25 protein-coding genes are annotated in these 25,199 nt (G+C 65.7%); 4 read left to right on the top strand and 21 right to left on the bottom strand.

What is annotated here, in order from left to right:
* The first annotated feature begins 49 nt into the window (after window positions 1–49).
* Window positions 50–517 (top strand): NINE protein, encoded by a 468-nt coding sequence (locus LMA02_RS04895; RefSeq protein ID WP_228907130.1) that lies wholly within the window; start codon window positions 50–52, stop codon window positions 515–517.
* 17 nt (window positions 518–534) lie between these two features.
* Here LMA02_RS04895 and LMA02_RS04890 read toward each other — a convergent pair whose 3' ends face one another.
* Window positions 535–1,713 carry a PA0069 family radical SAM protein gene (locus tag LMA02_RS04890; protein WP_228907129.1) on the bottom strand — a complete coding sequence of 393 codons (1,179 nt, stop codon included), beginning with the start codon at window positions 1,711–1,713 and terminating at the stop codon, window positions 535–537.
* Between the two features lie 103 nt (window positions 1,714–1,816).
* The gene (locus tag LMA02_RS04885) at window positions 1,817–2,305 is read right to left on the bottom strand and encodes an Lrp/AsnC ligand binding domain-containing protein (RefSeq protein WP_006753168.1); all 489 of its coding nucleotides are present in this window, start codon (window positions 2,303–2,305) and stop codon (window positions 1,817–1,819) included.
* Window positions 2,306–2,450: 145 nt separating this feature from the next.
* Between LMA02_RS04885 and LMA02_RS04880 the strand changes: the two genes are divergently transcribed.
* Entirely contained in the window at window positions 2,451–3,737 is a 1,287-nt protein-coding gene (locus tag LMA02_RS04880) for a D-amino acid dehydrogenase (RefSeq protein ID WP_228907128.1), read from the top strand.
* 304 nt (window positions 3,738–4,041) lie between these two features.
* Here LMA02_RS04880 and LMA02_RS04875 read toward each other — a convergent pair whose 3' ends face one another.
* The 5 genes from LMA02_RS04875 to LMA02_RS04855 all read right to left on the bottom strand — a co-directional run bounded on the left by LMA02_RS04875 (window position 4,042) and on the right by LMA02_RS04855 (window position 8,473).
* Complete coding sequence (locus LMA02_RS04875) at window positions 4,042–4,977, bottom strand: electron transfer flavoprotein subunit alpha/FixB family protein (protein WP_166722814.1); 936 nt, start codon at window positions 4,975–4,977, stop codon at window positions 4,042–4,044.
* A gap of 16 nt (window positions 4,978–4,993) precedes the next feature.
* Window positions 4,994–5,743, bottom strand: coding sequence for an electron transfer flavoprotein subunit beta/FixA family protein (locus LMA02_RS04870; RefSeq protein ID WP_228907127.1), 750 nt, complete (start codon window positions 5,741–5,743; stop codon window positions 4,994–4,996).
* 229 nt (window positions 5,744–5,972) lie between these two features.
* Window positions 5,973–6,767: a MetQ/NlpA family ABC transporter substrate-binding protein gene (locus LMA02_RS04865; RefSeq protein ID WP_228907126.1), complete on the bottom strand. Its 795-nt coding sequence runs from the start codon at window positions 6,765–6,767 to the stop codon at window positions 5,973–5,975.
* A 28-nt stretch (window positions 6,768–6,795) separates the two neighbouring features.
* Window positions 6,796–7,449 (bottom strand): methionine ABC transporter permease, encoded by a 654-nt coding sequence (locus LMA02_RS04860; RefSeq protein WP_006750740.1) that lies wholly within the window; start codon window positions 7,447–7,449, stop codon window positions 6,796–6,798.
* The gene (locus LMA02_RS04855) at window positions 7,439–8,473 is read right to left on the bottom strand and encodes a methionine ABC transporter ATP-binding protein (protein ID WP_006750741.1); all 1,035 of its coding nucleotides are present in this window, start codon (window positions 8,471–8,473) and stop codon (window positions 7,439–7,441) included. Before LMA02_RS04855 ends, LMA02_RS04860 begins: the two co-directional genes overlap by 11 nt.
* Before the next feature lie 216 nt (window positions 8,474–8,689).
* Here LMA02_RS04855 and LMA02_RS04850 point away from each other — a divergent pair, with 216 nt between their 5' ends.
* Window positions 8,690–9,610, top strand: a complete 921-nt coding sequence (locus LMA02_RS04850; RefSeq protein WP_228907125.1) for an alpha/beta hydrolase — start codon at window positions 8,690–8,692, stop codon at window positions 9,608–9,610.
* A gap of 34 nt (window positions 9,611–9,644) precedes the next feature.
* Here LMA02_RS04850 and LMA02_RS04845 read toward each other — a convergent pair whose 3' ends face one another.
* Window positions 9,645–10,568 carry a histone deacetylase family protein gene (locus LMA02_RS04845; protein ID WP_228907124.1) on the bottom strand — a complete coding sequence of 308 codons (924 nt, stop codon included), beginning with the start codon at window positions 10,566–10,568 and terminating at the stop codon, window positions 9,645–9,647.
* Window positions 10,569–10,611: 43 nt separating this feature from the next.
* Here LMA02_RS04845 and mltB point away from each other — a divergent pair, with 43 nt between their 5' ends.
* Window positions 10,612–11,961, top strand: coding sequence for a lytic murein transglycosylase B (mltB, locus tag LMA02_RS04840; RefSeq protein ID WP_228907123.1), 1,350 nt, complete (start codon window positions 10,612–10,614; stop codon window positions 11,959–11,961).
* 77 nt (window positions 11,962–12,038) lie between these two features.
* Here mltB and cysM read toward each other — a convergent pair whose 3' ends face one another.
* The 13 genes from cysM to pheA form a co-directional block, all read right to left on the bottom strand.
* Window positions 12,039–12,941: a cysteine synthase CysM gene (cysM, locus tag LMA02_RS04835; protein WP_228907122.1), complete on the bottom strand. Its 903-nt coding sequence runs from the start codon at window positions 12,939–12,941 to the stop codon at window positions 12,039–12,041.
* A 186-nt stretch (window positions 12,942–13,127) separates the two neighbouring features.
* Window positions 13,128–13,472, bottom strand: a complete 345-nt coding sequence (locus tag LMA02_RS04830; protein WP_228907121.1) for a ComEA family DNA-binding protein — start codon at window positions 13,470–13,472, stop codon at window positions 13,128–13,130.
* A 73-nt stretch (window positions 13,473–13,545) separates the two neighbouring features.
* On the bottom strand, window positions 13,546–14,538 hold the full coding sequence (gene rfaD, locus LMA02_RS04825; protein ID WP_228907120.1) for an ADP-glyceromanno-heptose 6-epimerase: 993 nt from the start codon (window positions 14,536–14,538) through the stop codon (window positions 13,546–13,548).
* Window positions 14,539–14,593: 55 nt separating this feature from the next.
* Window positions 14,594–15,544: a D-glycero-beta-D-manno-heptose-7-phosphate kinase gene (rfaE1, locus tag LMA02_RS04820; protein WP_166722806.1), complete on the bottom strand. Its 951-nt coding sequence runs from the start codon at window positions 15,542–15,544 to the stop codon at window positions 14,594–14,596.
* A gap of 7 nt (window positions 15,545–15,551) precedes the next feature.
* The gene (locus LMA02_RS04815; RefSeq protein WP_228907119.1) at window positions 15,552–16,952 is read right to left on the bottom strand and encodes a UDP-glucose dehydrogenase family protein; all 1,401 of its coding nucleotides are present in this window, start codon (window positions 16,950–16,952) and stop codon (window positions 15,552–15,554) included.
* Window positions 16,953–17,042: 90 nt separating this feature from the next.
* The gene (gene lapB / locus LMA02_RS04810; protein WP_166722804.1) at window positions 17,043–18,215 is read right to left on the bottom strand and encodes a lipopolysaccharide assembly protein LapB; all 1,173 of its coding nucleotides are present in this window, start codon (window positions 18,213–18,215) and stop codon (window positions 17,043–17,045) included.
* A 53-nt stretch (window positions 18,216–18,268) separates the two neighbouring features.
* Window positions 18,269–18,562: a lipopolysaccharide assembly protein LapA domain-containing protein gene (locus LMA02_RS04805; RefSeq protein ID WP_006756794.1), complete on the bottom strand. Its 294-nt coding sequence runs from the start codon at window positions 18,560–18,562 to the stop codon at window positions 18,269–18,271.
* 210 nt (window positions 18,563–18,772) lie between these two features.
* Complete coding sequence (locus tag LMA02_RS04800; RefSeq protein ID WP_006750752.1) at window positions 18,773–19,096, bottom strand: integration host factor subunit beta; 324 nt, start codon at window positions 19,094–19,096, stop codon at window positions 18,773–18,775.
* A 22-nt stretch (window positions 19,097–19,118) separates the two neighbouring features.
* Window positions 19,119–20,831, bottom strand: a complete 1,713-nt coding sequence (rpsA, locus tag LMA02_RS04795) for a 30S ribosomal protein S1 (RefSeq protein ID WP_166722803.1) — start codon at window positions 20,829–20,831, stop codon at window positions 19,119–19,121.
* Window positions 20,832–20,972: 141 nt separating this feature from the next.
* Complete coding sequence (gene cmk, locus LMA02_RS04790) at window positions 20,973–21,659, bottom strand: (d)CMP kinase (RefSeq protein WP_228907118.1); 687 nt, start codon at window positions 21,657–21,659, stop codon at window positions 20,973–20,975.
* Window positions 21,660–21,672: 13 nt separating this feature from the next.
* Entirely contained in the window at window positions 21,673–22,977 is a 1,305-nt protein-coding gene (gene aroA, locus LMA02_RS04785; protein WP_228907117.1) for a 3-phosphoshikimate 1-carboxyvinyltransferase, read from the bottom strand.
* A 13-nt stretch (window positions 22,978–22,990) separates the two neighbouring features.
* Window positions 22,991–23,917, bottom strand: coding sequence for a prephenate dehydrogenase (locus tag LMA02_RS04780; protein ID WP_228907116.1), 927 nt, complete (start codon window positions 23,915–23,917; stop codon window positions 22,991–22,993).
* Between the two features lie 187 nt (window positions 23,918–24,104).
* Window positions 24,105–25,187, bottom strand: a complete 1,083-nt coding sequence (gene pheA / locus LMA02_RS04775) for a prephenate dehydratase (protein ID WP_228907115.1) — start codon at window positions 25,185–25,187, stop codon at window positions 24,105–24,107.
* Window positions 25,188–25,199 lie beyond the last annotated feature (12 nt).

The raw sequence follows: 25,199 nt of genomic DNA, 5'->3' as shown, positions 1-25,199 counted from the left end.
CCCGCGCCGGCCTGCCGGCCGCCACGCCAACGATAATCCGCCGCCAGCCATGTCCAGCAGCACCGCACCGTCCCGCCGCTTCCGCTCCAAGACGCTTACCGCCGCCCTCGCGTTCCTGCTCGGTTCGCTCGGTGCGCATCGCTTCTACCTGTATGGCCTGCGCGACGTGTACGGCTGGGCGCACCTGCTCGCGACGATCGTCGGGATTCCGGGTTTCATGCTGCTCGCCGCGACCCAGCGCAGCGCCAGCCTCGGCTGGTGGCTCGCCGTGCCGGGTGCGATCTCGCTGCTGGCCGCGTTCCTCGCCGCGCTCGTCTACGGCCTGCGCCCCGACGAGAAATGGGACGCGCAATTCAATGCCGATACGGGCAAGCACAGCCGGTCGGGCTGGACGGTGATCTTCATCGTGATCTTCTCGCTGCTGATCGGCGCGTTCCTGCTGATGACCGCGCTCGCGCTGTCGTTCCAGACGTATTTCGAATCGCAAGTCGAAGCGGCGAAGCAGATTTCGCAGTAAGCGCCGACGCGCACCGGTCAGAACAGGCTCAACTGCATGTCGTCACGCGACTTCGCGCCGGTTGCGCCCACCACGGTGCGCCGAGTGGCCACCGCGGCGGCCGGCGCGCCGCGAAACTGCGACAGATCCAGAATGCCGTTCGTGCGCTCGTTCAACCCGAGCCGCTTGACGGCCTGACGGAAACGCTGCCGCAACAGGTCGGCCCAGATCCCCTCGCCCTTCATTCGTTTCGAGAAATCCGAGTCGTAGTCCTTCCCGCCGCGCATGTCGCGCACGCGGTTCATCACGCGCTCCGCGCGATCGGGGAAATGCGCGGTGAGCCAGTTCCTGAACAGCGGCGCGACCTCCCACGGCAGCCGCAGGACGATGTAGCTCGCATGCGTCGCGCCTGCTTCCGCGCAGGCTTCCAGCACGCGCTCCATGTCCGGCTCTGTGACGAACGGGATCACCGGTGCAATGCTGACACCCACCGGCACACCCGCGTCGCGTAATGCGCGGATCGTACGCAGCCGGCGCGCCGGCGTCGCCGCACGCGGCTCGAGCGTGCGCGCGAGATCGGCGTCGAGCGTCGTGATCGTGACCGCCGCCATCACCTGCCCGCGCTCGGCCATCGGGGCAAGCAGGTCGAGATCGCGCTCGATCAGCGACGATTTCGTGATCGCGGCGAACGGCAACCCGCGATCGTGCATCACCTGGATCACGCCGCGCGTGATGCGCAGGTCGCGCTCGACCGGCTGGTATGCGTCGGTGTTGACGCCGAGCGCGATCGGCTCCGGCACGTAACGCTTGCGCGAAATCTCGCGCTCGAGCAGTTCGGCCGCATTGACCTTCGCATAGATGCGACTCTCGAAGTCGAGCCCCGGCGACAGGCCGAGATAGCTGTGGGTCGGCCGTGCAAAGCAGTAGATGCACCCGTGCTCGCAGCCGCGATACGGATTGAGCGACACGCTGAACGGAATGTCCGGCGACTGGTTGTGCGTCAGGATGCTCTTCGCGCGCTCCTCGAACACCTGGGTGCGCAGCGGCGCGGGCAGATCGGCGTCGTCCGATTCGTGCGCCCAGCCGTCGTCGACCGCTTCGCGCAGCGCCGTTTCGTACCGCCCCTGGAGGTTGTCGACCGCACCGCGCCCCTTGCGGGGCGCCGGCGGCGCTATCGGAAATTCGTTGTCGGACCGGCCGTCCATGCGCTCACCCATTCGCCTGCACCCAATACTGTATATTTATACAGTATTGGGTGCAGCATGCCAAGGGCGAGATAAGGGGTCCGACAGCGGGGCCGGCAACCGGCCGCTGCAGCGGTCATTGACCGACCGAAATCGTCAGCGTTTCCTTGATTTCCTCCATCACGACATAGCTCTTCGACTGCACCGCGCCGGGCAGTTGCAGCAGGATGTCGCCGAGCAGCTTGCGATAGTCGGCCATTTCACCGATCCGCGCCTTGATCAGGTAGTCGAAGTCGCCGGACACGAGATGGCATTCGAGCACCTCGTCGATCTTCATCACTTCGCGACGGAACTGCTCGAACATGTTGCCGCCCTTGTGGCCGAGCGTGATCTCGACGAACACCAGCAACGCGGCGCCGAGCTGGCCCGGATCGACGCGTGCGTGATAGCCGGTGATGACGCCGTCGCGCTCCATGCGCCGCACGCGTTCGATACACGGCGTCACGGTCAGCCCGACCTGTTCCGCGAGGTCCTTCATCGCCATCCGGCCGTCGTCCTGCAGCAGTTTGAGGATGCGGCGGTCGAGCTTGTCGAGCGAGCGTACTGGCTGGCGTTGCGTTCTCATTTATTTATTCTGAAAACCTGAAAAATACGATAACAAAACCTATACATTCGACAATACCATAGCTCAAAAAACTAGATCAGCTAGAGGTTACACGGAGACGCAGGTGCGCCCGGCCTCGACCTGATCCCTTCCATCTGGAGCAGCTATGCGAGTCGTCATTCTGGGCAGCGGTGTGGTGGGCGTGGCAAGCGCGTATTACCTCGCGCGCGCCGGTCATGAAGTCACGGTGATCGACCGCGAGGCCGGCCCGGCGCTCGAGACGAGCTTCGCGAACGCTGGCCAGATCTCGCCCGGCTATGCGGCTCCGTGGGCCGCGCCCGGCGTGCCGCTGAAGGCCGTCAAGTGGATGTTCGAGAAGCACGCGCCGCTCGCGATCCGCCTCGACGGCACGCGCTTCCAGCTCCAGTGGATGTGGCAGATGCTGCGCAACTGCACGGCCGACCGCTATGCAGTCAACAAGGGCCGCATGGTCCGCCTCGCCGAATACAGTCGCGATTGCCTGCAGGCGCTGCGCGCCGATACCGGCATCCAGTACGAAGGGCGCACGGGCGGCACGCTGCAACTGTTCCGCACGCAACAGCAACTCGACGGCGCGGCGAAGGACATCGCGGTGCTGCAGGAAGCAAACGTGCCGTTCGAACTGCTGTCGCCGGCCGAGTTGAAGAACGCCGAACCGGCGCTCGCCGCCGTGTCGCACAAGCTGACGGGCGGCCTGCGCCTGCCGGGCGACGAAACGGGTGACTGCCAGCTGTTCACGACGCGCCTCGCGGCGCTCGCGGAATCGCTCGGCGTGAAGTTCCGCTACAACACGCCGATCGACGCGCTCGCGATCGCGGGCGGCAGGATCGCCGGCGTGCAGTGCGGCAGCGAGACGGTGCGCGCGGATGCGTATGTCGTCGCGCTCGGCTCGTACTCGACCAGCTTCATCTCGAACCTGATGAAGATCCCGGTCTATCCGCTGAAGGGCTATTCGATCACCGCGCCGATCGTCAACGAGACGGCCGCCCCCGTATCGACGGTGCTCGACGAGACCTACAAGATCGCCATCACGCGTTTCGACCAACGCATCCGCGTCGGCGGCATGGCCGAGATCGTCGGCTTCGACAAGAACCTGCGCGCCGCGCGCCGCGAAACGCTCGAAATGTGCGTGAACGACCTGTTCCCTGGCGGCGGCGATACGTCGAAGGCAACGTTCTGGACGGGCCTGCGCCCGATGACGCCGGACGGCACGCCGATCGTCGGCCGCACGCCGGTCTCGAACCTGTTCCTGAACACCGGCCACGGCACGCTCGGCTGGACGATGTCGTGCGGGTCGGGCCAGTTGCTCGCCGACCTGATCTCGGGCAAGAAGCCGGCGATTCAGGCCGACGACCTGTCGGTGCATCGCTACCTGAAGGACGTGGCCGGACAGACGCGCCCGGCATACGCATAAGTCGGAACGGCCTGCGGCGACGCAGGACGGTCGGCAGCGATGGAAAGGCGCCCCTTGGGGCGCCTTTTTCGTTGCAGCGAACGCGTTGGCGGCGCGCAACGTCGCTTGCCGTTCGTTGCCCTTCACGCCGACGATCGACGCTGCGGGCCCACCAGCCTGCACGAGTGCATGCTCCGCGCAGCCTTGCGCAATCGCGGCTCTGCATAGCGCAGGACACCCCGCCCTCGTCTGCATGCCACAAAAAAGGGGCGCTCATCGCGCCCCTTGTCTTGCTGCGTGCTTACCGCCGAAGCGGCCTGCCGCGTCAGCCGAGCTCGCTCACGAGCTCCGGCACGAGCGCGAACAGATCGCCGACGAGGCCGTAATCGGCCACGCTGAAGATCGGCGCTTCCGGATCCTTGTTGATCGCGACGATCACCTTCGAATCCTTCATGCCGGCCAAGTGCTGAATTGCGCCCGAGATGCCGACCGCGATGTACAGCTGCGGTGCGACGATCTTGCCGGTCTGGCCGACCTGGTAGTCGTTCGGCACGAAGCCGGCGTCGACTGCGGCGCGCGATGCGCCCAGTGCCGCCGACAGCTTGTCCGCCAGCGGCTCCAGCACCTTCGTATAGTTCTCGCCGCTGCCCAGACCGCGGCCGCCCGACACGATGATCTTCGCGCTGGTGAGTTCCGGACGGTCCAGCTTCGTCACTTCACGGCTCACGAACTGCGACTTGCCTGCGTCGGCTGCCGCTTCGATCTTCTCGACCGATGCGCTGCCACCTTCGGCCGCAACCGGATCAAAACCCGTCGCACGCACCGTGATCACCTTGATCGGGTCGCTCGACTGCACCGTCGCGATCGCGTTGCCTGCGTAGATCGGACGCTCGAACGTGTCGGCCGAATCGACCGCCGTGATGTCCGAGATCTGTGCGACGTCCAGCTTCGCGGCGATGCGCGGTGCGATGTTCTTGCCGTAGGCCGTGGCCGGCGCGAGGATGTGCGAGTAGTCCTTCGCGATGTTCAGCGCGGTCGCTTCGACGTTTTCCGCCAGACCCGCTTCGAGCTGCGGCGCGTCGGCCAGCAGCACCTTGCTGACGCCTGCAATCTTCGCCGCTGCGTCTGCAGCCGCCTGCGCATTGTGGCCCGCGACCAGCACGTGGATGTCGCCGCCAATCTTCGCTGCCGCCGCCACCGTGTTCAGCGTCGCGGCCTTGATCGACGCGTTGTCGTGTTCTGCAATCACCAGAATCGTCATTTCTTTCCGCTCCCTCTTACAGCACCTTGGCTTCGGTCTTCAGCTTCTCGACCAGCGTCTTCACGTCCGGCACCTTCACGCCGGCCGCGCGCTTCGGCGGCTCGACCACCTTCAGCGTCTTCAGACGCGGCGCGACGTCCACGCCCAAGTCTTCCGGCTTCACGGTTTCCAGCGGCTTCTTCTTCGCCTTCATGATGTTCGGCAGCGTCACGTAGCGCGGCTCGTTCAGGCGCAGGTCGGTGGTCACGACCGCCGGCAGTTGAAGCGACAGCGTTTCCGCGCCGCCGTCGACTTCACGTGCAACGGTTGCCTTGCCGTCGGCGATCGTCACCTTCGACGCGAACGTCGCTTGCGGCAGGCCGGCCAGTGCGGCCAGCATCTGGCCCGTCTGGTTCGAATCGTCGTCGATTGCCTGCTTGCCGAGGATCACCAGTTGCGGCTGCTCCTTGTCGACCAGCGCCTTCAGGATCTTCGCGACGGCCAGCGGCTCGACGCTGTCGTTCGACTCGACCAGGATTGCTCGATCCGCGCCGATCGCCAGCGCCGTGCGCAGCGTTTCCTGCGCTTGCGTGACACCGACCGACACCGCGATCACTTCGGTCGCCACGCCCGCTTCCTTCAGGCGCACCGCTTCTTCCACCGCGATTTCGTCGAACGGGTTCATCGACATCTTCACGTTCGCGATGTCGACGCCCGTGTTGTCCGACTTCACGCGGACCTTCACGTTGTAATCGACCACTCTTTTCACTGGCACCAGGATTTTCATGCACACGCTCCAAAGTTACGAATACGACCAGAGGCCATTCTATAGCGAGGCCTCATGACTGCGCGGCCCAGCGGACCCATCCATCGCGGCTATCGAGGATAGCGCTCCTCTTCGGCGCGCCGGCAATAGCGAACGGTCGTTCTATTTTAAAAGAGAAAAAACCCGGACGCAAAGCCCGGGTTTTCGATCATCGCCTCTAATCGTCGCCGGGCGCGCCCTATACATCGTGTTACCAGGCGGCGATAACCGCCCCGCCGAACTTCTGTTCGATGAACTGCTTCACTTCCGCCGAATGGTAGGCGGCGACCAGCTTCGCGACCCACGGCTTGCTCCGGTCGGCCTCGCGAATCGCGAGAACGTTCGCGTACGGGCCGTTCGGGCCCTCGATCGCGATCGCGTCCTGCTTCGGTTTCAACCCCGCTTCCATCGCGTAGTTGGTGTTGATCGCGGCCGCGTCGACGTCGCCGAGCGAGCGCGGAATCTGCGCCGCATCGAGTTCGACGATCTTCAGCTTGCGCGGATTGTCGACGATGTCGAGCGGCGTCGCCTTGAGGCCAGCGTCCGCGCGCAGCTTCAGGAGCCCCTGCTTCTGCAGCAACAGCAGCGCGCGGCCGCCGTTGGTCGGGTCGTTCGGCACCGCGACGCGCGCGCCGGGCTTGAGCTCGGCCAGTGACTTCACGCGCTTCGAATAGATACCCATCGGGAACGTGACAGTCTCGGCGACCTTGATCAGCTTGTAGCCGCGATCCTTCACCTGCGCCTGCAGATACGGATCGTGCTGGTAGCTGTTCGCGTCCAGATCGCCCGACGCGAGCGCCGCGTTCGGCTGCACGTAATCGGAGAATTCGACGACGCGGATGTCGAGGCCGCTCTTGGCCGCGACCTTCTTCACCACGTCGATGATCTGCGCGTGCGGGCCGCCCGTCACGCCCACCTTGATGGTTTCGGCCTGCGCATGTGCACTCGCGAACAGCGCGGCCGCGCCGAGTGCGGCCGCGAACTTCAGCATGAAACGTCGTTGCATCGTCTCCCCCAATGGTTGGATGTCGTTTTTACTTGTGGCTCAGCCGGCGCACGAGCCAGTCGCCGAACGATTGCACGATCTGCACGAACACGATCAGGATCGCGACGACCGTCCACATCACTTCCGGCAGATAGCGCTGGTAACCGTAGCGGATCCCCAGATCGCCGAGCCCGCCGCCGCCGATCGCACCGGCCATCGCCGAATAGCCGACGAGCGACACGAACGTGATCGTCAGGCCCGCGACGATGCCCGGCAGCGATTCGGGCAGCAGCACCTTGAACACGATCTGCGACGTCGTCGCGCCCATCGACTGCGCGGCCTCGATCAGCCCGCGGTCGACCTCGCGCAGCGCGGTCTCGACCAGCCGCGCGACGAACGGCGCGGCCGCGAGCGTCAGCGGCACGACCGCCGCGGCCGTGCCGATCGACGACCCCGTGACCAGCCGCGTGAGCGGAATGACCGCGACCAGCAGGATGATGAACGGCGTCGAGCGCACCGCGTTCACGATGCCGCCGAGCACGCGATTCATGCCGAGGTTCTGCAGCACGCCCTGGCGGTCGGTCAGGTACAGCAGCACGCCGAGCGGCAGCCCGACGAGTGCGCCGACCGCTCCCGAGATGCCGACCATGATCAGCGTCTCCCAGAACGACTGCACGAACATATCGAACATCTCACTCAACATACGAAAGCTCCTCTACCACCACACCTTGCTCGCGCAGGAACGCGAGCGCCTGCCCGACCTTGCCCGGTTCGCCACCCGCGAGCACCGCGAGCGACCCGAACGCCTGACCCTGGATCTCGTCGATCTGGCCGTGCAGGATGTTGAAATCAAGTTCGTACCGGCGGATCGTCTCCGACAGGATCGGCTGGTCGACACCCGAGCCGGTGAACGCAAGCCGCAGCAAATGCCCGCTGCCCGTCTTCAGTCGCTCGGCCACCCGTGCCTTCAGCGCCGGCGGCAGCTCCTGCGCGATCACGTCGCCGATCAGCGCGCGCGTCACTTCGTGATGCGGCTGCAGGAACACGTCGATCACGCGGCCTTCTTCGACCACGCGGCCCGCGTCGAGCACCGCAACGCGATCGCATACCTGCTTGATCACTTCCATCTGGTGGGTGATCAGCACGATCGTCAGGCCGAGTTCGCGGTTGATGCGCTTCAGCAGATCGAGGATCGAGCGCGTGGTCTCGGGGTCGAGCGCCGACGTCGCTTCGTCCGACAGCAGCACCTTCGGCTTGCTCGCGAGCGCGCGGGCGATGCCGACGCGCTGCTTCTGGCCGCCGCTGATCTGGGCCGGATAGCGGTCCTTCTGCGCGGACAGCCCGACGAGGTCGAGCAGCGGCAGCACGGCCGCCTCGATGTCGGCGCGGCTTGCACCGGCCAGCTCGAGCGGCAGCGCGACGTTGTCGAACACCGTGCGTGACGACAGCAGGTTGAAGTGCTGGAAGATCATGCCGATTTCGCGTCGCGCTTCGCGCAGCGCGCCCGCCGGCAGCAGCGTGAGATCGCGCCCGCCGACGACGACGTTGCCTTCGGTCGGCCGCGTAAGCAGGTTGATGGTGCGCACGAGCGTACTCTTGCCGGCGCCGCTTCGGCCGATGATGCCGAACACCTCGCCCTGCGGGATCGTCAGATTGACGTTGTGCAACGCGTCCACCCAACCGGTCGGCCCGGGGAAACGCTGAGACAGATTGCGTAATTCGATCATGTAAACAAAAAACGGCGGCCGGCTGGCGAGGCCCGCCAGTCGGCCGCCGATGCATCTGGAATAGCCGGCGATTTTACCGCAAACGCCTCATTCCCCTTAATAATCGATTTCGATCTTTTCATAACCAGACGAAATTAGAGGGGCGCTGCTGGCCGCCTCGGGAATGCGGCGACTATGATCCGGAACACCGATGCCAACGAACAGGGGACCCGCCAGATGACCGCCACCACCACGCCGGCCGCCGCACCCGTCACCGCAGCACCGGAGCCGGCGTCGCCGCCCGCTCCGCGCATGGGCCGGCTGCGCACTGCGGACGGACTCGAACTGGCGTCGTACCGCTGGCCGGCCGGCGACGGCACGGTGCCGCCGCGCGCGACGCTCGCGCTGGTGCACGGCCTCGCCGAGCATGCGGGTCGTTACGCGGCGCTGGCGGCCAGACTGAACGCGGCCGGCATCGACGTGCTGGCGATCGATCTGCGCGGGCACGGCCAGTCGCCCGGCAAACGCGCGTGGGTCGAGCGTTTCGACGGTTACCTGAACGATGCGGATGCGCTCGTTGCCGAAGCCGCCTGCGGCGATACGCCGCTCTTCCTGATGGGGCACAGCATGGGCGGCGCCGTCGCGGCGCTGTATGCGATCGAACGCGTGCCCGCCCGCGGCCACGCGCTGGCCGGTCTCGTGCTGTCGAGCCCGGCGCTCGCGCCGGGGCGCGACGTGCCGCGCTGGATGCTCGCGATGAGCCGCTTCATCAGCCGTGCATGGCCGACCTTCCCCGCAATCCGGATCGATGCGGCGCTGCTGTCGCGCGATCCGGCCGTCGTCGCGGCCAATCGTGCCGATCCGCTTGTTCACCATGGCGCGGTGCCAGCGCGCACGGGTGCCGAAATCCTCGACGCGATGGCGCGCATCGAGCGCGGCCGCGGTGCACTGCGCGTGCCGGTGCTCGTCTATCACGGCACCGAGGACAAGCTGACCGAGCCCGACGGGAGCCGCGCATTCGGCACCCACGTCGGCTCGCCGGATCGCACGCTGACGCTATACGAAGGCGGGTTCCACGAGACGATGAACGATCTCGAGCGCGATCGCGTGATCGATGCGCTGATCGCGTGGATTCACGCGCGCGTGCCGGCGCGCTGAACGCGCGCTGCCGCGCTGCCGCGCCGCCTGCCGGTCAAATGCCGGCCAGCACGCGCAGGTGCGCGACGACGCTGCGGCCGAGCGCGGACAGGTTGTAGCCGCCCTCGAGACAGCTCACGATGCGGCCCTGCGCATGCCGGCGCGCGACGTCGACGACCTGCGCGGTCAGCCATTCGAAATCAGCCTCGACGAGACCGAGGTTGCCGATGTCGTCCTCGCGATGCGCATCGAAACCGGCCGACACGAACAGCATCTGCGGCTTGAACGCGTCGAGACGCGGCAGCCAGAACATGTCGACCGCTTCGCGGATCGCCATCCCGTTGCTGCGTGCTGGCATCGGCAGGTTGACCATGTTCGGCGCCTGATGATCGGCGCCCGAGAACGGGTACAACGGATGCTGGAAGAAGCTGCACATCAGCACGCGCTCGTCGTTCGCGAACGCGGCTTCGGTGCCGTTGCCGTGGTGCACGTCGAAATCGATGATCGCGACGCGCTCGAGACCGTGGACGTCGAGCGCATGCCGCGCGGCGATTGCCACGTTGTTGAAGAAGCAGAAGCCCATCGCACGCGCGGGTTCCGCGTGATGGCCGGGCGGCCGAACGCTGCAGAACGCATTCGCGTAGCGACCTTCGATCACCGCGTCGGTCGCCGCGATCGCGGCGCCGGCAGCACGCAGCGCGGCGCGCCACGTGTCGCGGTTCATCAGCGTGTCGGGATCGATCTCGACGTAGCCGTCGACGGGCGTCATGCTGCGGATGTAATCGATATGGGCCTGCGTATGCACGCGGCCCAGCGCCACCTCGCTCGCGAACGGGGCGCTTTCATGCACGATCAGGTCGTCGATGCGGCTCGCGATCAGCTGATCCTGGATCGCCGACAGTCGGGCCGGGCATTCCGGATGCCATTCCCCCATCTCGTGCAGCATGCAATCGGGGTGCGTATAGAAGGCGGTTGCCATAAGCTGTCATCCGCGACGCAAGGTGCGCCACGAGTCTCCATCAATGATGTTCATCGTCTGCCGCGAATTCGCCGCTAACTTACCACAACGGTGCGCTGCTTCGCCCCGGCACGCAGGATGCGTCGGGTATACTGCGCCGAACCCCATCGCCCTGTCCGCCCGCTTCGACATGAATTCCAGCAAGCCCGCCGCCCTTCTCTCCGCACTGTTGCGCGTTCGCGTTCCGCTCGCGGCCGCTGCCGTCGCCGCTACGCTGGCCGCCGCGCCCGCCGTCGCGCAGACGCAGCCTGCGAAGTCCTCCGGCACGCGCGTCGCGCAGGCGCAACCGCAGCAGCCGGCGCCGCAAGGTCAGACCTTCGAAGAGGAAATCGTTCCGCAGCGTTACGCGAACAACGCGAAGGTCGATGCGTTCATCGACGAGATGGCGAGCCGCAACGGCTTCGATTCCGCGAGCCTGCATGCGCTGTTCTCGCGCATCAGCTATTCGGCCACCGCCGTCAAGCTCGTGAAGCCGGCGCCGACGCCTTCGGTGAAGAACTGGAGCGTCTATCGTTCGCGCTTCATCGAACCGATCCGCATCAACGCGGGCGTGAAATTCTGGAAGGCGAACCAGGCGACGCTGCAGCGCGCGTCCCAGGAATTCGGCGTGCCGCCCGAAGTGATCGTCGGCATCATCGGTGTCGAAACGATCTACGGCCGCTACATGGGCAACTTCCGCGTGCTCGATGCGCTGACGACGCTCACGTTCGACTATCCGGACACGCCGAATCGCGACAGCCGCCAGGCAACGTTCCGCAAGAACCTCGAGGACTTCCTGGTCTGGACCCGCGACAACCAGCTCGACCCGACCACCGTGCTCGGCTCGTACACGGGCGCGATCGGCATCCCGCAGTTTCTGCCGAGCAGCATCCGTGAATATGCGGTCGACTACGACGGCGGCGGCCACGTCGATCTGCGCAGCAGTCCTGCCGATGCGATCGGCAGCGTCGCGAACTACCTGAAGCAGCATGGCTGGGAGACCGACCGCCCGGTGGTCTGGCGCATCACGCCCGACACGGGCAGTCTCGGCATCGCACAGGCAGCCGCGGACGGTCAGCCCGAGCCGCACTGGGCGCTGTCGCAACTGCTGCGCGCCGGCATGACCCTCAACGAGCCGATGGTCAACATCACCACCGAAGCCGGCACGCCGGTCACCGTGGTCGACCTGCCGTCGCCGGGACGCGCGACCGAATACATGCTCGGCCTGAAGAATTTCTACGTGCTGACGCGCTACAACCGCAGCTTCTTCTATGCGCTCACCGTGTACCAGCTCGGCGAAGCCGTGAAGGCGCAGATGGAAGCGAACGGCGCGCTGCCGCTGCCTGCCGCGGATACGGAGACGCCGGCGCAGTAAGCACGGCCCGCGCAAAGCAAAAACGCCGCTTATGCGGCGTTTTTTTTATCGCTTGCCCCTGCGGATGCCGATCGGGCTCAGGCAGGAAACACACCGGTCGACAGATAGCGGTCGCCGCGGTCGCAGACGATGAACACGATCGTCGCGTTCTCGACCTGGCGGGCGATGCGCATCGCGACTTCGCATGCGCCGCCCGACGAAATACCGGCAAAGATGCCTTCGACGGCCGCGAGCCGGCGCGCCATCGTTTCCGACGCGGCCTGGCTCACGCTCTCGACGCGATCGACGCGGCTGCGATCGAAGATCGTCGGCATGTAGGCTTCCGGCCATTTGCGAATGCCCGGAATGCGCGACCCGTCTTCCGGCTGCGCGCCGACGATCTCGATCGCCGGATTCTGTTCCTTCAGATAGCGCGACGTGCCCATGATCGTGCCCGTCGTGCCCATCGCCGACACGAAGTGCGTGATGCGCCCTTCAGTGTCGCGCCAGATCTCCGGACCCGTTCCTTCGTAGTGCGCGACCGGATTGTCGGGGTTCCCGAACTGATCGAGGATCACGCCCTTGCCTTCGCGCTGCATCTGCTCCGCGAGGTCGCGCGCCAGTTCCATCCCGCCCTTTACCGGCGTCAGGATGATTTCGGCGCCGTAAGCGGCCATGCTCTGGCGACGCTCGACCGACAGGTCCTCCGGCATGACCAGCACCATCTTGTAGCCACGGATCGCCGCGGCCATCGCGAGCGCGATGCCCGTGTTGCCGCTCGTCGCCTCGATCAGCGTATCGCCCGGCTTGATGCGACCGCGCGCCTCGGCCTTGCTGATCATCGACAGCGCCGGACGATCCTTCACGGAACCAGCCGGATTGTTGCCTTCCAGCTTTGCGAGCACCACGTTGTTGCGTGCGCGAATCTCGTCGTCCGGCAGGCGGACCAATTGCACGAGCGGCGTGTTGCCGATCGTGTCTTCGATAGTTTTGTAAGCCATGGAGATACCGTGAGTGCGAGGCCGATCAATCAATTGATTGTAAACCAGCGCGGAGGCTCGCGCCGGCAACCCCTTTGCGACGATGGAATAGGTCTGCCGCACGCGGCATGACGCAAAAAACCCGCGGCATGCCGCGGGAAGCCGTCGCAACGACGGCGACTGAAGGAGCCTTTCGTCTCGTGTGCGTTACTTCTGCGCAGTGCGGGCAGGCGCCGCGGCAGGTCTCGCCGCAGCGGGCTTGCCCGCGGCCGGTGCCGTCGCAACCGAACCGGCCGCGCCGATCGTCAACCCTTCCTGCTGAAGGCGCTCGACCGTATGGCCGCCCATGCCCTTCACGCGCGACGCGAGATCTTCTGCATTCCTGAACGGGCCGCGTGCGCCGCGCTCGTCGAGAATCGCCTTTGCCCGCGCGGGCCCGATGCCCTTGATGCCGACGAGTGCATCTTCGTTCGCGGTGTTGACGTCGACGGCCGCCCATGCCGACGCGATCGCACCGAGCATCGCGGCCGCGGCAAACCATTTTTTGATCATGTGCTGGATCTCCGATGAAAACGATCGGCGGCTGCCGACCGTGAGACCCAGTCTAGCGATGCAGCGCGTGCGTTTAAACCTGGCCGGACAGCCAACGCACGTAGCGGTCGACACCTTCCTGCACCGTCAGGAACGACGCATCGTAGCCGGCACCACGCAGTTTCGTCTGGTCGGCCTGCGTGAAGCACTGGTACTTGCCGCGCAGCGCGTCGGGGAACGCCACGTATTCGATCAGCCCTTGCTCGACCTGCTGCGCGAGCGTCAGCGGCGGCAGGTTGTCGAGCGCGCGCAACGTGTTCACGACCGTCGATGCGACGTCGTTGAACGGTTGCGCACGGCCGGTGCCGAGGTTGAAGATGCCCGACTTCTCCGGATGATCGAAGAAGAACAGATTCACTTTCGCGACGTCCTCGACCGACACGAAGTCGCGCGTCTGCTCGCCCGGCGCATAACCGTTGTATTCGCCGAACAGCTTGACCTTGCCTTCCGCGCGGAACTGGTTGAAGTTGTGGAACGCGACCGATGCCATGCGGCCCTTGTGCGTCTCGCGCGGGCCGTACACGTTGAAGTAGCGGAACCCGGCGATCTGGCTCTTCGCGCTCGGCAGCACGCGGCGGATCACCTGGTCGAACAGGAACTTCGAATAGCCGTAGACGTTCAGCGGCGCCTCGACCTCGCGCTCCTCGACGAACCGTGTCGAGCCGCCGTAGGTCGCGGCCGACGACGCGTACAGGAACTGCGCGCCCTGCGCGAGGCACGCATCGAGCACCGCGCGGCTGTAGCGGAAGTTGTTGTCCATCATGTAGCGGCCATCGGTTTCCATCGTGTCCGAACAGGCGCCTTCGTGGAACACCGCGCGTACCTTGCCGAAATCGCCGCGCGTGAAGCGTTCGACGAATTCCGTCTTGTCGAGATAGTCGTCGATCTCGCAATCGACGAGGTTGCGGAACTTGTCCGCGCGCGTCAGATTGTCGACCGCGATGATGCGCGACTCGCCGCGCTCGTTGAGCGCCTTGACGATGTTCGCGCCGATAAAACCGGCTGCGCCGGTGACGATGATGGTCATGATCGTTCTGCCTGAAAAATTACGAGACATCCGTGCGGCGCGCCGCCGAATGCGCTCAGTGAAACAGTTCGTCGTAGTCTACCGTGGCCGTACCGAGCTTGCCGACCACGATGCCTGCCGCACGGTTCGCGAGCACGACGGCATCGACGAGCGGCACGCCAGCACCGAGCATCGTCGCGACCGTCGCGATCACGGTGTCGCCCGCGCCGGACACGTCATACACCTCGCGCGCAAGCGCCGGGGCATGCAGTTCGCCCGCTGCGGAAAAAAGCGTCATCCCCTCTTCCGAACGCGTGAGCAGCAGCGCGTCGAGATCGAGATCCGCACGCAGCCTGGCGACACGCTCGCGCAAGTCGTCTTCCGATTGCCACTGACCGACGACTTCGCGCAATTCGGCGCGGTTCGGCGTGATCAGCGATGCGCCGCGATAGCGCGCCCAGTCACCGCCCTTCGGATCGACGAGCACCGGCTTGCCGGCCGCGCGGGCCTTTTCGATCATCGTCGTCACGTGCGTCAGGCCGCCTTTCGCGTAATCCGACATCAGCACGACGTCGTGCTGCGGCAGCAGTGCATCGAAACGTGCGAGCCCGGCGAGCAGCACCTCGTGCGTCGGCACCGCCTCGAAGTCGACCCGCAACAATTGCTGCTGACGCGCGAGCACGCGCAGCTTGATCGTCGTCGGCAGCGACGCATCGCGCTCGAGATGAGGCGTCACGCCGCTGCTGTCGAGCAACTCGACAATCCGCTCGCCCGGTTCGTCGCAGCCGACCACGCACAGCAACCCGGCCTGACCGCCAAGCGTCACGGCGTTGCGCGCGACGTTGGCCGCGCCGCCGAGGCGCTCCTCCTGACGCTGCACATGCACGACGGGAACCGGCGCTTCCGGCGAAATGCGGTCGACGTTGCCGAACCAGTAGCGGTCGAGCATCACGTCCCCGACGACGAGCACGCGCGAACCCGCGAGCTGCGCACGCGGTACCGGCACCACTTCTCGAAGGGTAGTCATCGTGCGTTCATCCACGGGAGAGGGACTGGGGCGCGACATGCGGACGCCCGATCGCATGGTAGTCGATGCCGAGTTCGGCCATCGCGTCCGGCTCGTACAGGTTGCGCCCGTCGAAGATCACCGGCGCCTTCAGTTCGGCCTTCAGGCGCGTGAAATCCGGGCTCCTGAATTCCTTCCACTCGGTGACGATCACGAGCGCATCCGCGGCGGTCACGGCCGCGTCCTGGGTATCGACGAAATGGAGGCGCGCAAGCGCGTCGGAAGCCTCGCCAAAATCGAGCGCGAACACACGGCGCGCTTCCTCGATCGCGACCGGATCGTACGCGCGCACGGTCGCGCCACGCTCGAGCAGCGCGGCGATCAGCCGGCGGCTCGGCGCCTCGCGCATGTCGTCCGTATTCGGCTTGAACGCAAGGCCCCAGACCGCGAATTCGCGGCCAGTCAGGTCCGCGCCGAAGCGCTGTTCGATCTTGCCGATCAGCACATCCTTCTGCGCGGAGTTGGCGGCTTCGACAGCCTCCAGGATGCGCAGCGGCTGGCCGTTTTCGCCCGCGGTGCGGATCAGCGCCTGCACGTCCTTCGGGAAGCACGAGCCGCCGTAACCGACGCCCGCGTACAGGAAGTGATAGCCGATGCGCGGATCGGAGCCGATCCCGCGGCGTACGGCTTCGATGTCGGCGCCGACCTTGTCGGCGAGATTCGACATCTCGTTCATGAACGAGATGCGCGTCGCGAGCATCGCATTCGCCGCATACTTGGCGAATTCCGCCGAACGCACGTCCATGTAGATCGTGCGCTCGTGGTTGCGGTTGAACGGCGCATACAGCTTCTTCATCTTCTCGCGGGCCACCGTGCCCGTCTCGTCGTCGTCGACGCCGATGATGATTCGGTCCGGGCGCATGAAGTCCTCGACTGCCGCGCCTTCCTTCAGGAATTCCGGATTCGATACGACCGAGAACCGGTGCGCGACGCTGCCCGCGAGCCCGCGAGCGCCGAGCGCCTCGTCGACCACGGCACACACGCGCTGCGCGGTGCCGACCGGCACCGTCGACTTGTCGACGATCACCTTGAAACTCGTCATGTGACGGCCGATGTTGCGCGCGGCCTCGAGCACGTATTGCAGGTCGGCCGACCCGTCCTCGTCGGGCGGCGTGCCAACCGCGATGAACTGGATCTCGCCATGCGCGACGCTCGCCGCGATGTCCGTCGAGAAGCGCAGACGTCCTGCCGCGCGGTTGCGCGCAATGATGTCCAGCAAGCCCGGTTCGTGAATCGGCATCCCGCCGTTGTTCAGGATGTCGATCTTGCGCTGATCGACATCCAGGCAAAAGACATCGTGGCCGATCTCGGCGAGACAGGAGCCCGTGACAAGACCGACATAGCCGGTGCCGATGATGGTGATTTTCATAGATGTTCCGGTACGTCCCGGTAATTGACTAACTTGGCCGCCGGGCCGGACCCGGCGGCAACCGCAGCGCGTCGGCGCCGCACGCCGGGATCAGCCCGGCATCGCAGGTTCGACGCGGCGCGGCGCATAGGTTTCCCAGCCGCTGCATCCGGGGCACTGCCAGTAGAAGAGCCGGGCCCGGAAACCGCAATTCTGGCACGTATAGCGTGGCAGATTTTTGGTGCGCTGCTTGATCAGCGCGCGCATCATTTCAAGTTCCTTACGGCGCGGCTCGTCGGCGGCCGCGATCTGCGCGTCGAGCAGGTGCAGCATGCCGGACAGGTTCGGCGACTTCTCCATCTGCGTGCGTGCGAGCGTATGCGCGGCCTCCTGGCCGCGCAACCCGGCGATGTGCTGATACGCGATTTCGAGCAGGTCGTTCGACGGATAACGCTCGACATAGCCCATCAGCAGCTCGGCACCCTCGACCGGCTTGCCGAGCGCGACATAGGCCTTCATCAGCTTGTCGGCGACCAGCGGCAGATAAGCCGGATTCTGCGCTTCGACGCGCTTCCAGTGCTCGATCGCGGCCGCGTGATCGGCCGCCGCCGAAGCGGCATCGCCGGACAGTATCGTCGCGCGCACGTTCTGCGGGTTCGCGGCAAGCGCGAGCTTCAGCTGTTCGGCCGCTGCCGCGGCGTTCTTGCGTTGCAGTGCGTCCTGCGCGAGTTCGCAGTGGAACTGCGCGATTTCGATGCCGAGCGGCTTGTCGCTCATCGACTCGATCCGCTTCGCGGTATCGATCGACTTGTTCCAGTCTTTCTCGATCTCGTAGATCGTCAGCAGCGCCCGCTGCGCACCCAGCGCGTAGTCGCCGTCGGCGAGCCGGTGGAACGCCTCTTCGGCACGATCGAGCAGGCCGGCTTTCAGAAAATCCTGGCCGAGTTCATACAGCGCGTGGTCGCGCTCGTTCACCGGCAGGTCCGTGCGACTCAGCAGATTCTGGTGCACGCGGATCGCACGGTCCGTTTCACCGCGGCGGCGAAACAGGTTGCCGAGCGCGAAGTGCAGTTCGACCGTCTCGGGGTCGAGCTTCGCGACCTCAATGAACGCGTCGATCGCCTTGTCCGGTTGTTCGTTCAACAGAAAGTTCAGGCCGCGGAAATACGATCGCGGCAGGTTGGCGCTCTCCGACAGGAGGTTCTTCAGGTCATAGCGTGACGCCGCCCAGCCAAGCGCAAACGCCACCGGAATTGCGAGCAACCACCAGAAATCCAGATCCATGCGAAATATCGAAGCAGAGACGAAAACCGCGCGAGATTCGCGCGGCGTCCGTATTAAATGACGGGCGGCATCGGCGGCTGATCGACGACGACCGGGGTTTCACGGGCCGCGCGCAGGTCGCGCTTCAGGCGCCCGTTCTCGAGGCGCAGACGGAAGATCGCCGGCAGCGCGGACAGCAGACCGGCCAGCAGCCCCACGACGAAGAACGCGAGGCCGATCAGGATCAGCGGCGCTTGCCATGCGTAGCCGGCAAGGAAATTCAGCGTCGCGGTTTGCGTATTGGCCAGTGCGAGCACCAGCAGCAGCACGAACACCAATACCCGGATCAGCCAGACGATAAACTTCATGTAGCCCTCTCTTTGTTGAGGTTTGCCGTGACGCGCGACTCCCCTTCGCGACGCCGAATCGACCCGTATTGTAAAGGAAGCGTTTCCGCGTCACCGCACATCCTGTGGATGCGCATTGCCACGCGGCCGCCGAAAACGAAAAAAGCGCCCGCTAGGGGCGCTTTTTTCTTCAGCCTTCGCCGGACAGATTCCGGGCAAGCCGAACGACGCTCAACGCTCGTCGTCCGGATCATCAGCTTTCAGCGGCTCGCCGGCGCGGCCGTCGACGCGTTCGCGCAATTCCTTGCCGGGCTTGAAGTGAGGCACGAACTTCTCGGGCACCTGCACTTTCTCCCCCGACTTCGGGTTGCGTCCGACGCGCGCCGGGCGACGGTTGAGGCCGAAGCTGCCGAAACCTCGAATTTCGATGCGATGCCCTTTCGACAGGGCGTCGGACATCGCATCGAGCATCGTTTTCACCGCGAAATCCGCATCCTTGAGGACAAGTTGCGGAAATCGCAGTGCCAGCTGCGCGACCAACTCGGATTTGGTCATACTTCAGCAGACCTCGTGAGGCTTACTGGTTCTGGCCGTCGAGCTTCGCCTTCAGCAGCGCGCCGAGGTTGGTCGTACCGGTCGCAGCAGCGCTCGAGTCGGACTGCAGGCCGCGGATCGCTTCCTGTTGTTCAGCCGAATCCTTCGCCTTGATCGACAGGTTGATGCCACGCGACTTGCGATCGATGTTGATCACCATCGCGTTGACCTTGTCGCCTTCCTTCAGCACGTTGCGTGCGTCTTCGACGCGATCCTGCGCAATTTCCGATGCGCGCAGGTAGCCTTCGATGTCGCCCGTCAGCGAGATGACCGCGCCCTTCGCATCGACCGTCTTCACCACGCCGTCGACGATCGAGCCCTTGTCGTTCATTGCAACGTAGTTGCTGAACGGGTCGCCTTCGAGCTGCTTGATGCCGAGCGAAATACGCTCCTTCTCGACGTCGATACCGAGCACGATTGCTTCGACTTCGTCGCCCTTCTTGTACTTGCGAACGGCTTCCTCGCCGGTTTCGCTCCACGACAGGTCCGACAGGTGGACCAGGCCGTCGATGCCGCCCGGCAGACCGATGAACACGCCGAAGTCGGTGATCGACTTGATTGCGCCCGTGATCTTGTCGCCCTTCTTGAAGTTGCGGCTGAAGTCATCCCACGGATTCGGCTTGCACTGCTTCATGCCGAGGCTGATACGACGACGGTCTTCGTCGATCTCGAGGACCATGACTTCGACTTCGTCGCCCAGCTGGACAACCTTCGACGGCGCAACGTTCTTGTTGGTCCAGTCCATTTCCGACACGTGGACGAGGCCTTCGATGCCCGATTCCACTTCGACGAATGCGCCGTAGTCGGTGATGTTCGTGACCTTGCCGAACAGGCGCGTGCCCGACGGGTAACGGCGCGAGATGCCTTCCCACGGATCGTCGCCCAGTTGCTTGATGCCCAGCGAGACGCGGTTCTTCTCTTGGTCGAACTTGAGGATCTTCGCGGTGACTTCCTGGCCAACCGACAGGACTTCGCTCGGGTGACGCACACGACGCCATGCGATGTCGGTGATGTGCAGCAGGCCGTCGATGCCGCCGAGGTCGACGAACGCGCCGTAGTCGGTGATGTTCTTGACCACGCCGTTGACGATCGCGCCTTCCTTCAGCGTCTCGAGCAGCTTCGCGCGCTCTTCGCCTTGGGTTGCTTCGATCACTGCACGACGCGACAGCACGACGTTGTTACGCTTGCGATCGAGCTTGATCACGCGGAACTCGAGCGTCTTGCCTTCGTACGGGGTCGTGTCCTTGACCGGACGCGTGTCGACCAGCGAACCCGGCAGGAACGCGCGGATGCCGTTGACCATCACGGTCATGCCGCCCTTCACCTTGCCGGTGATCGTGCCGGTGACGAGTTCGTTGTTGTCGAGGGCCTTTTCCAGCGACAGCCACGATGCAAGGCGCTTCGCCTTGTCGCGCGACAGGATCGTGTCGCCGTAGCCGTTTTCGAGTGCGTCGATCGCGACGGACACGAAATCGCCCGACTGCACCTCAACCTCGCCCTGATCGTTCAGGAATTCCTCGATCGGAATGTAAGCCTCGGACTTCAGGCCTGCATTGACGACCACGAAGTTGTGGTCGACGCGCACGACTTCGGCGGAAATCACTTCGCCGGCGCGCATGTCTTGGCGGGTCAGCGACTCTTCGAACAGAGCCGCAAAGGATTCGGTATTCGGGGTGGAGGTTTGCAGGTCGGACATAAAAATCTGATTGTGCATGGATCGCTGTGCCACGCCGGCCGAAATGGCAGGCTGAAAGGGCCAGATCGAATTCCACACGGGGTTAAGGGTTCGAAACACGCTTCGCGCTCAAGCGCGAAGCACCTACATCCACCCGCCTTCTCAGGCGGGCTGGCCGAGCGCCCGGTACCACTGCAGCACCTGGTCGACAGCTTCATCGACCGAAAGCGCCGACGTATCGAGCAGCTTGGCATCTGCCGCAGGCTTCAGTGGCGCCGCTGCGCGATTGCTGTCGCGCGCGTCACGTTCACGAAGATCCCGGAGCAAGTCATCTATATTAGCAGAAAAACCTTTTTGCATCAATTGCTTATGCCGTCTGGTCGCGCGTGCCTCGGCGCTGGCCGTCAGGAACACCTTCAGCACGGCGTCCGGGAAGATCACGGTGCCCATGTCGCGCCCGTCGGCGACGAGGCCCGGCGTCTTGCGGAACGCGCGCTGGCGCGCGACGAGCGCGGAACGCACCGGCCCGTGCACGGCAATCGCCGACGCGCGGTTGCCGACCGCTTCGGCGCGGATATCGTTCGACACGTCGACGCCGTCGAGCTGCGCGCAGCCCTCGCGGAACGTGATGTGAAGATCGTCGATCAGCTTCACGAGCGCATCGATGTCCTCCGCCGCGATGCCGTAGCGCACGCTCGCGAGCGCCGCGAGACGGTACAGCGCGCCGCTGTCGAGCAGGTGGAAGCCAAGATGCGCGGCGACGAGCGCCGCGACGGTCCCCTTGCCGGAAGCAGTCGGGCCGTCGATCGTGATGACGGGGGTCGGGTGAAAGGGTCGGGTCGATTTCATCGGGTGAGTCGGGTCAGGCTTTGGCGAGCGCGGCGAAGCGGTCGAAATAGTCGGGGAACGTCTTGCCGACGCACTTCGGATCGTTGATCCGCACGGGCACGCCGCCCAGGCTGACGAGCGAGAAGCACATCGCCATGCGGTGATCGTCATACGTATCGATCGCGGCATTCGGCGTGAGCTGTTGCGGCGGCGTGACGACCAGATAGTCGGCACCCTCCTCCACGATCGCGCCGACCTTGCGCAGCTCGGTCGCCATCGCCGCGATGCGGTCGGTTTCCTTCACGCGCCAGCTCGCGATATTGCGCAGCGTGCTCGTGCCGCTCGCGAACAGCGCCGCGACCGCGATGGTCATCGCCGCGTCGGGAATCAGGTTGAAGTCCATGTCGATCGGATCGAGCTTGCCGTGGTCGTGGCCGATGCCGCGCACCTCGATCCAGTCGTCGCCCATCGAGACGTTCGCCCCCATCTGCATCAGCGCGTTCGCGAAGCCGACGTCGCCCTGGATGCTCGCGCGCCCCACGCCCTCGACGCGCAGCGGACCGCCGCCGAGCGCGCCGGCCGCGAGGAAGTACGATGCCGACGACGCATCGCCCTCGACCATGATGCGCCCCGGCGACCGGTAGCGGACGCCGGCCGGCACGACGAAGCGCTGCCAGCCGTCGCGCTCGACGGTCACGCCGAAGCGCTCCATCAGCCGGATCGTGATGTCGATGTACGGCTTCGAGATCAGCTCGCCGTCGATTTCAACGACGGTCCTGCCATCCTTCGCCTTCACGAGCGGCAGCGTCATCAGCAGCGCGGTGAGGAACTGGCTCGACACGTCGCCGCGCACGCGGATCGGCGCGTCGACCACGATCGCCGCGGGCTTGATCCGCAGCGGCGGAAAGCCTTCGTTCTGCTCGTAGTCGATCTGCGCGCCGATCTGCCGCAGGCCGTCGACGAGATCGCCGATCGGCCGCTCGTGCATGCGCGGCACGCCGTGCACGCGATAGTCGCCGCCGTTGATCGCGAGCGCCGCCGTCAACGGCCGCACCGCCGTGCCCGCATTGCCGAGAAACAGGTCGGCAGTCTTTGCGGTGAACGCGCCGCGCGTGCCGGTGACGACACAGGTGTCGCCGTCGCGCGCGAGCTTCACGCCGAGCTTGCCGAGCGCATCGAGCATCACGCGCGTGTCGTCGGAATCCAGCAGGTTGGTGATCGTCGTGTCGCCTTCGGCAAGCGCCGCGAGCAGCAGCACGCGGTTCGAGATGCTCTTCGAGCCGGGCAGGCGCACGGTGCCCGAAGCGCTGGAATACGGGCCGAGATCGAGATAGTCCATGGGAATCGTCCTGTTATTTCTTGACCGGTTCGGCAGCGGGCTGCGCGCCGCGCTCCTGCCATGCCTTGCGTGCGGCGCGCGAGCGCGTGAACACGGCTTCGAGCGCCGCGCCGTCGCCGGCGTCGATCGCAGCACGCAGCCGTGCGAGCACGCGCGTGTAGCCGTCGAGCTCGTCGAGCAGCGCCGCGCGATTCGCGACGCACACGTCGCGCCACATTTCCGGACTCGACGCCGCGATCCGCGTGAAGTCGCGGAAGCCGCCCGCCGCGTACGAGAATTTCAGTTCGGCATCCGCCTCGCCGAGAATCTGCTCGACGAGCGCGAACGACAGCACGTGCGGCAGATGACTGATCGACGCGAACACGCGATCGTGCTGCTCGGTACTCATTGTGCGCACGTCGGCGCCGGTCGCCCGCCACATCGCGTCGATGCGCGCGACCGATGCGGGCGCGTTCTCCGGCAGCGGGCACAGCACGACGTTGCGGCCGACGTACAGATCAGGCAGCGCGGCTTCGACGCCGCTCGACTCGCGCCCGGCGATCGGATGCCCTGGCACGAACTGCGCGATCCGCGCGCCGAGCGCTTCGCGCGCGGCCGCGACGACATCGGACTTGGTGCTGCCCGCGTCGGTGACGATCGTCGCGGCGTCGAGCCACGGCGCGATGCGCGCGAGCAGCGGACCCGTTTGCGCGACGGGGGCGGCCAGCAGCACGAGATCGGCGCCGGCCATTGCGTCGCGCAGTTGCGCGTCGTCGTCGAGCGCCGCCGCGCGATCGATCACGCCGAGTGCCAGCGCCCGCTCGACCGACGCACGCGAACGGCCGACGCCGATGACTTCACCCGCGCCGCCCGGCGCGCGCTCGCGCAGTGCGCGCGCCAGCGATCCGCCGATCAGGCCGACGCCGAAAATGACCAGTTTGTTGAATGCAAAGCCTGACACGACAAGAGCCAAGTGACGCGCGCGGAACGACGCCCCGCGCACGGAAGTCCAGATCCCGGGCAACGGGCCCGCACCCGGCGCGCCCTGCACCGGATACTGCCCGAGCCCGCCTTCGGCAGTGCCACCCGGCCTGCCCTGCCCGCTGCACCACGCCGCCCGCGCGGTGCGGGTGGCGGGCCGCTGCGCGTCAGCGCGCGCGCGGATACGAACCGAGTATCTTCAGGAACGCGGCCTTCTGGCCGAGCTCCGCGAGCGCGGCGGCCACGGCCGCCTCGTCCCGGTGCCCTTCGATGTCGATGTAGAAGTAATACTCCCACGTGCCGACCCGCGCCGGACGCGACTCGAAGCGCGTCATCGACACGCCGTGCCGCGCGAGCGGTTCGAGCAGCTTGAACACGGCGCCCGGCTCGTTCTTCACCGACACGATCAGCGACGTCTGGTCATGACCGCTCTGCCCGGCCGGCTCCTTGCCGATGATCACGAAGCGCGTGCGATTGTGCGGATCGTCCTGGATCAGCGAGAACGCGATCTGCAGCCCGTAGTGCGCGGCCGCGCGATCGCCCGCGATTGCCGCGACGCTCGGGTCGGCCGCCGCGAGACGCGCGGCCTCCGCGTTGCTCGACACCGCTTGCCGCTCGAGCTGCGGCGCGTTCGCGGCAAGCCACTGCTGGCATTGCGCGAGCGCCTGCGCATGCGCGCAGACGCGCGTCACGCCGTCAAGCGTGCCGCTCTGCGTGAGCAGGTTGTGATGGATCGGCAGCGCGAGCTCGCCGCTGATCAGCAACTGAGTCTGCAGCAGCAGGTCGAGCGTGCGCGACACCGCACCTTCGGTCGAATTCTCGACGGGCGCGATGCCGAATGCGGACGCGCCTGCCTCGACCGAGCGGAACACCTCGTCGATCGACGGACACGGCAGCCCTTCGATCGACTGGCCGAAATACTCGAACATCGCCTGTTCGCTGTACGTGCCGACCGGCCCGAGGAATGCGACGTGGATCGTCTGCTCGAGCGCACGGCTCGCGGCCATGATCTCGCGCCAGATGGCGCTGATGTGCTCGCCCGCGAGCGGCCCCGCGCTCATGTCCTGCAGGCGCGCGATCACCTGCAGCTCGCGCTCCGGCCGAAACACCGGCGCGTTGAAATGCTTCTTGACCTCGCCTACCTCGAGCGCCACCGCGGCGCGCTGGTTGAGGAGCGCGATCAGCTGCGCGTCGATCGCATCGATGCGGTCGCGCAGCGGTTTCAGGCGGGAATTCAGTTCGTCGTCCATGCGTAGTTGCCG

The organism is Burkholderia sp. B21-005 (assembly GCF_020843965.1).
Lineage (GTDB): Bacteria > Pseudomonadota > Gammaproteobacteria > Burkholderiales > Burkholderiaceae > Burkholderia > Burkholderia ambifaria.
This window is presented reverse-complemented; position numbering and strand designations above follow the sequence as displayed.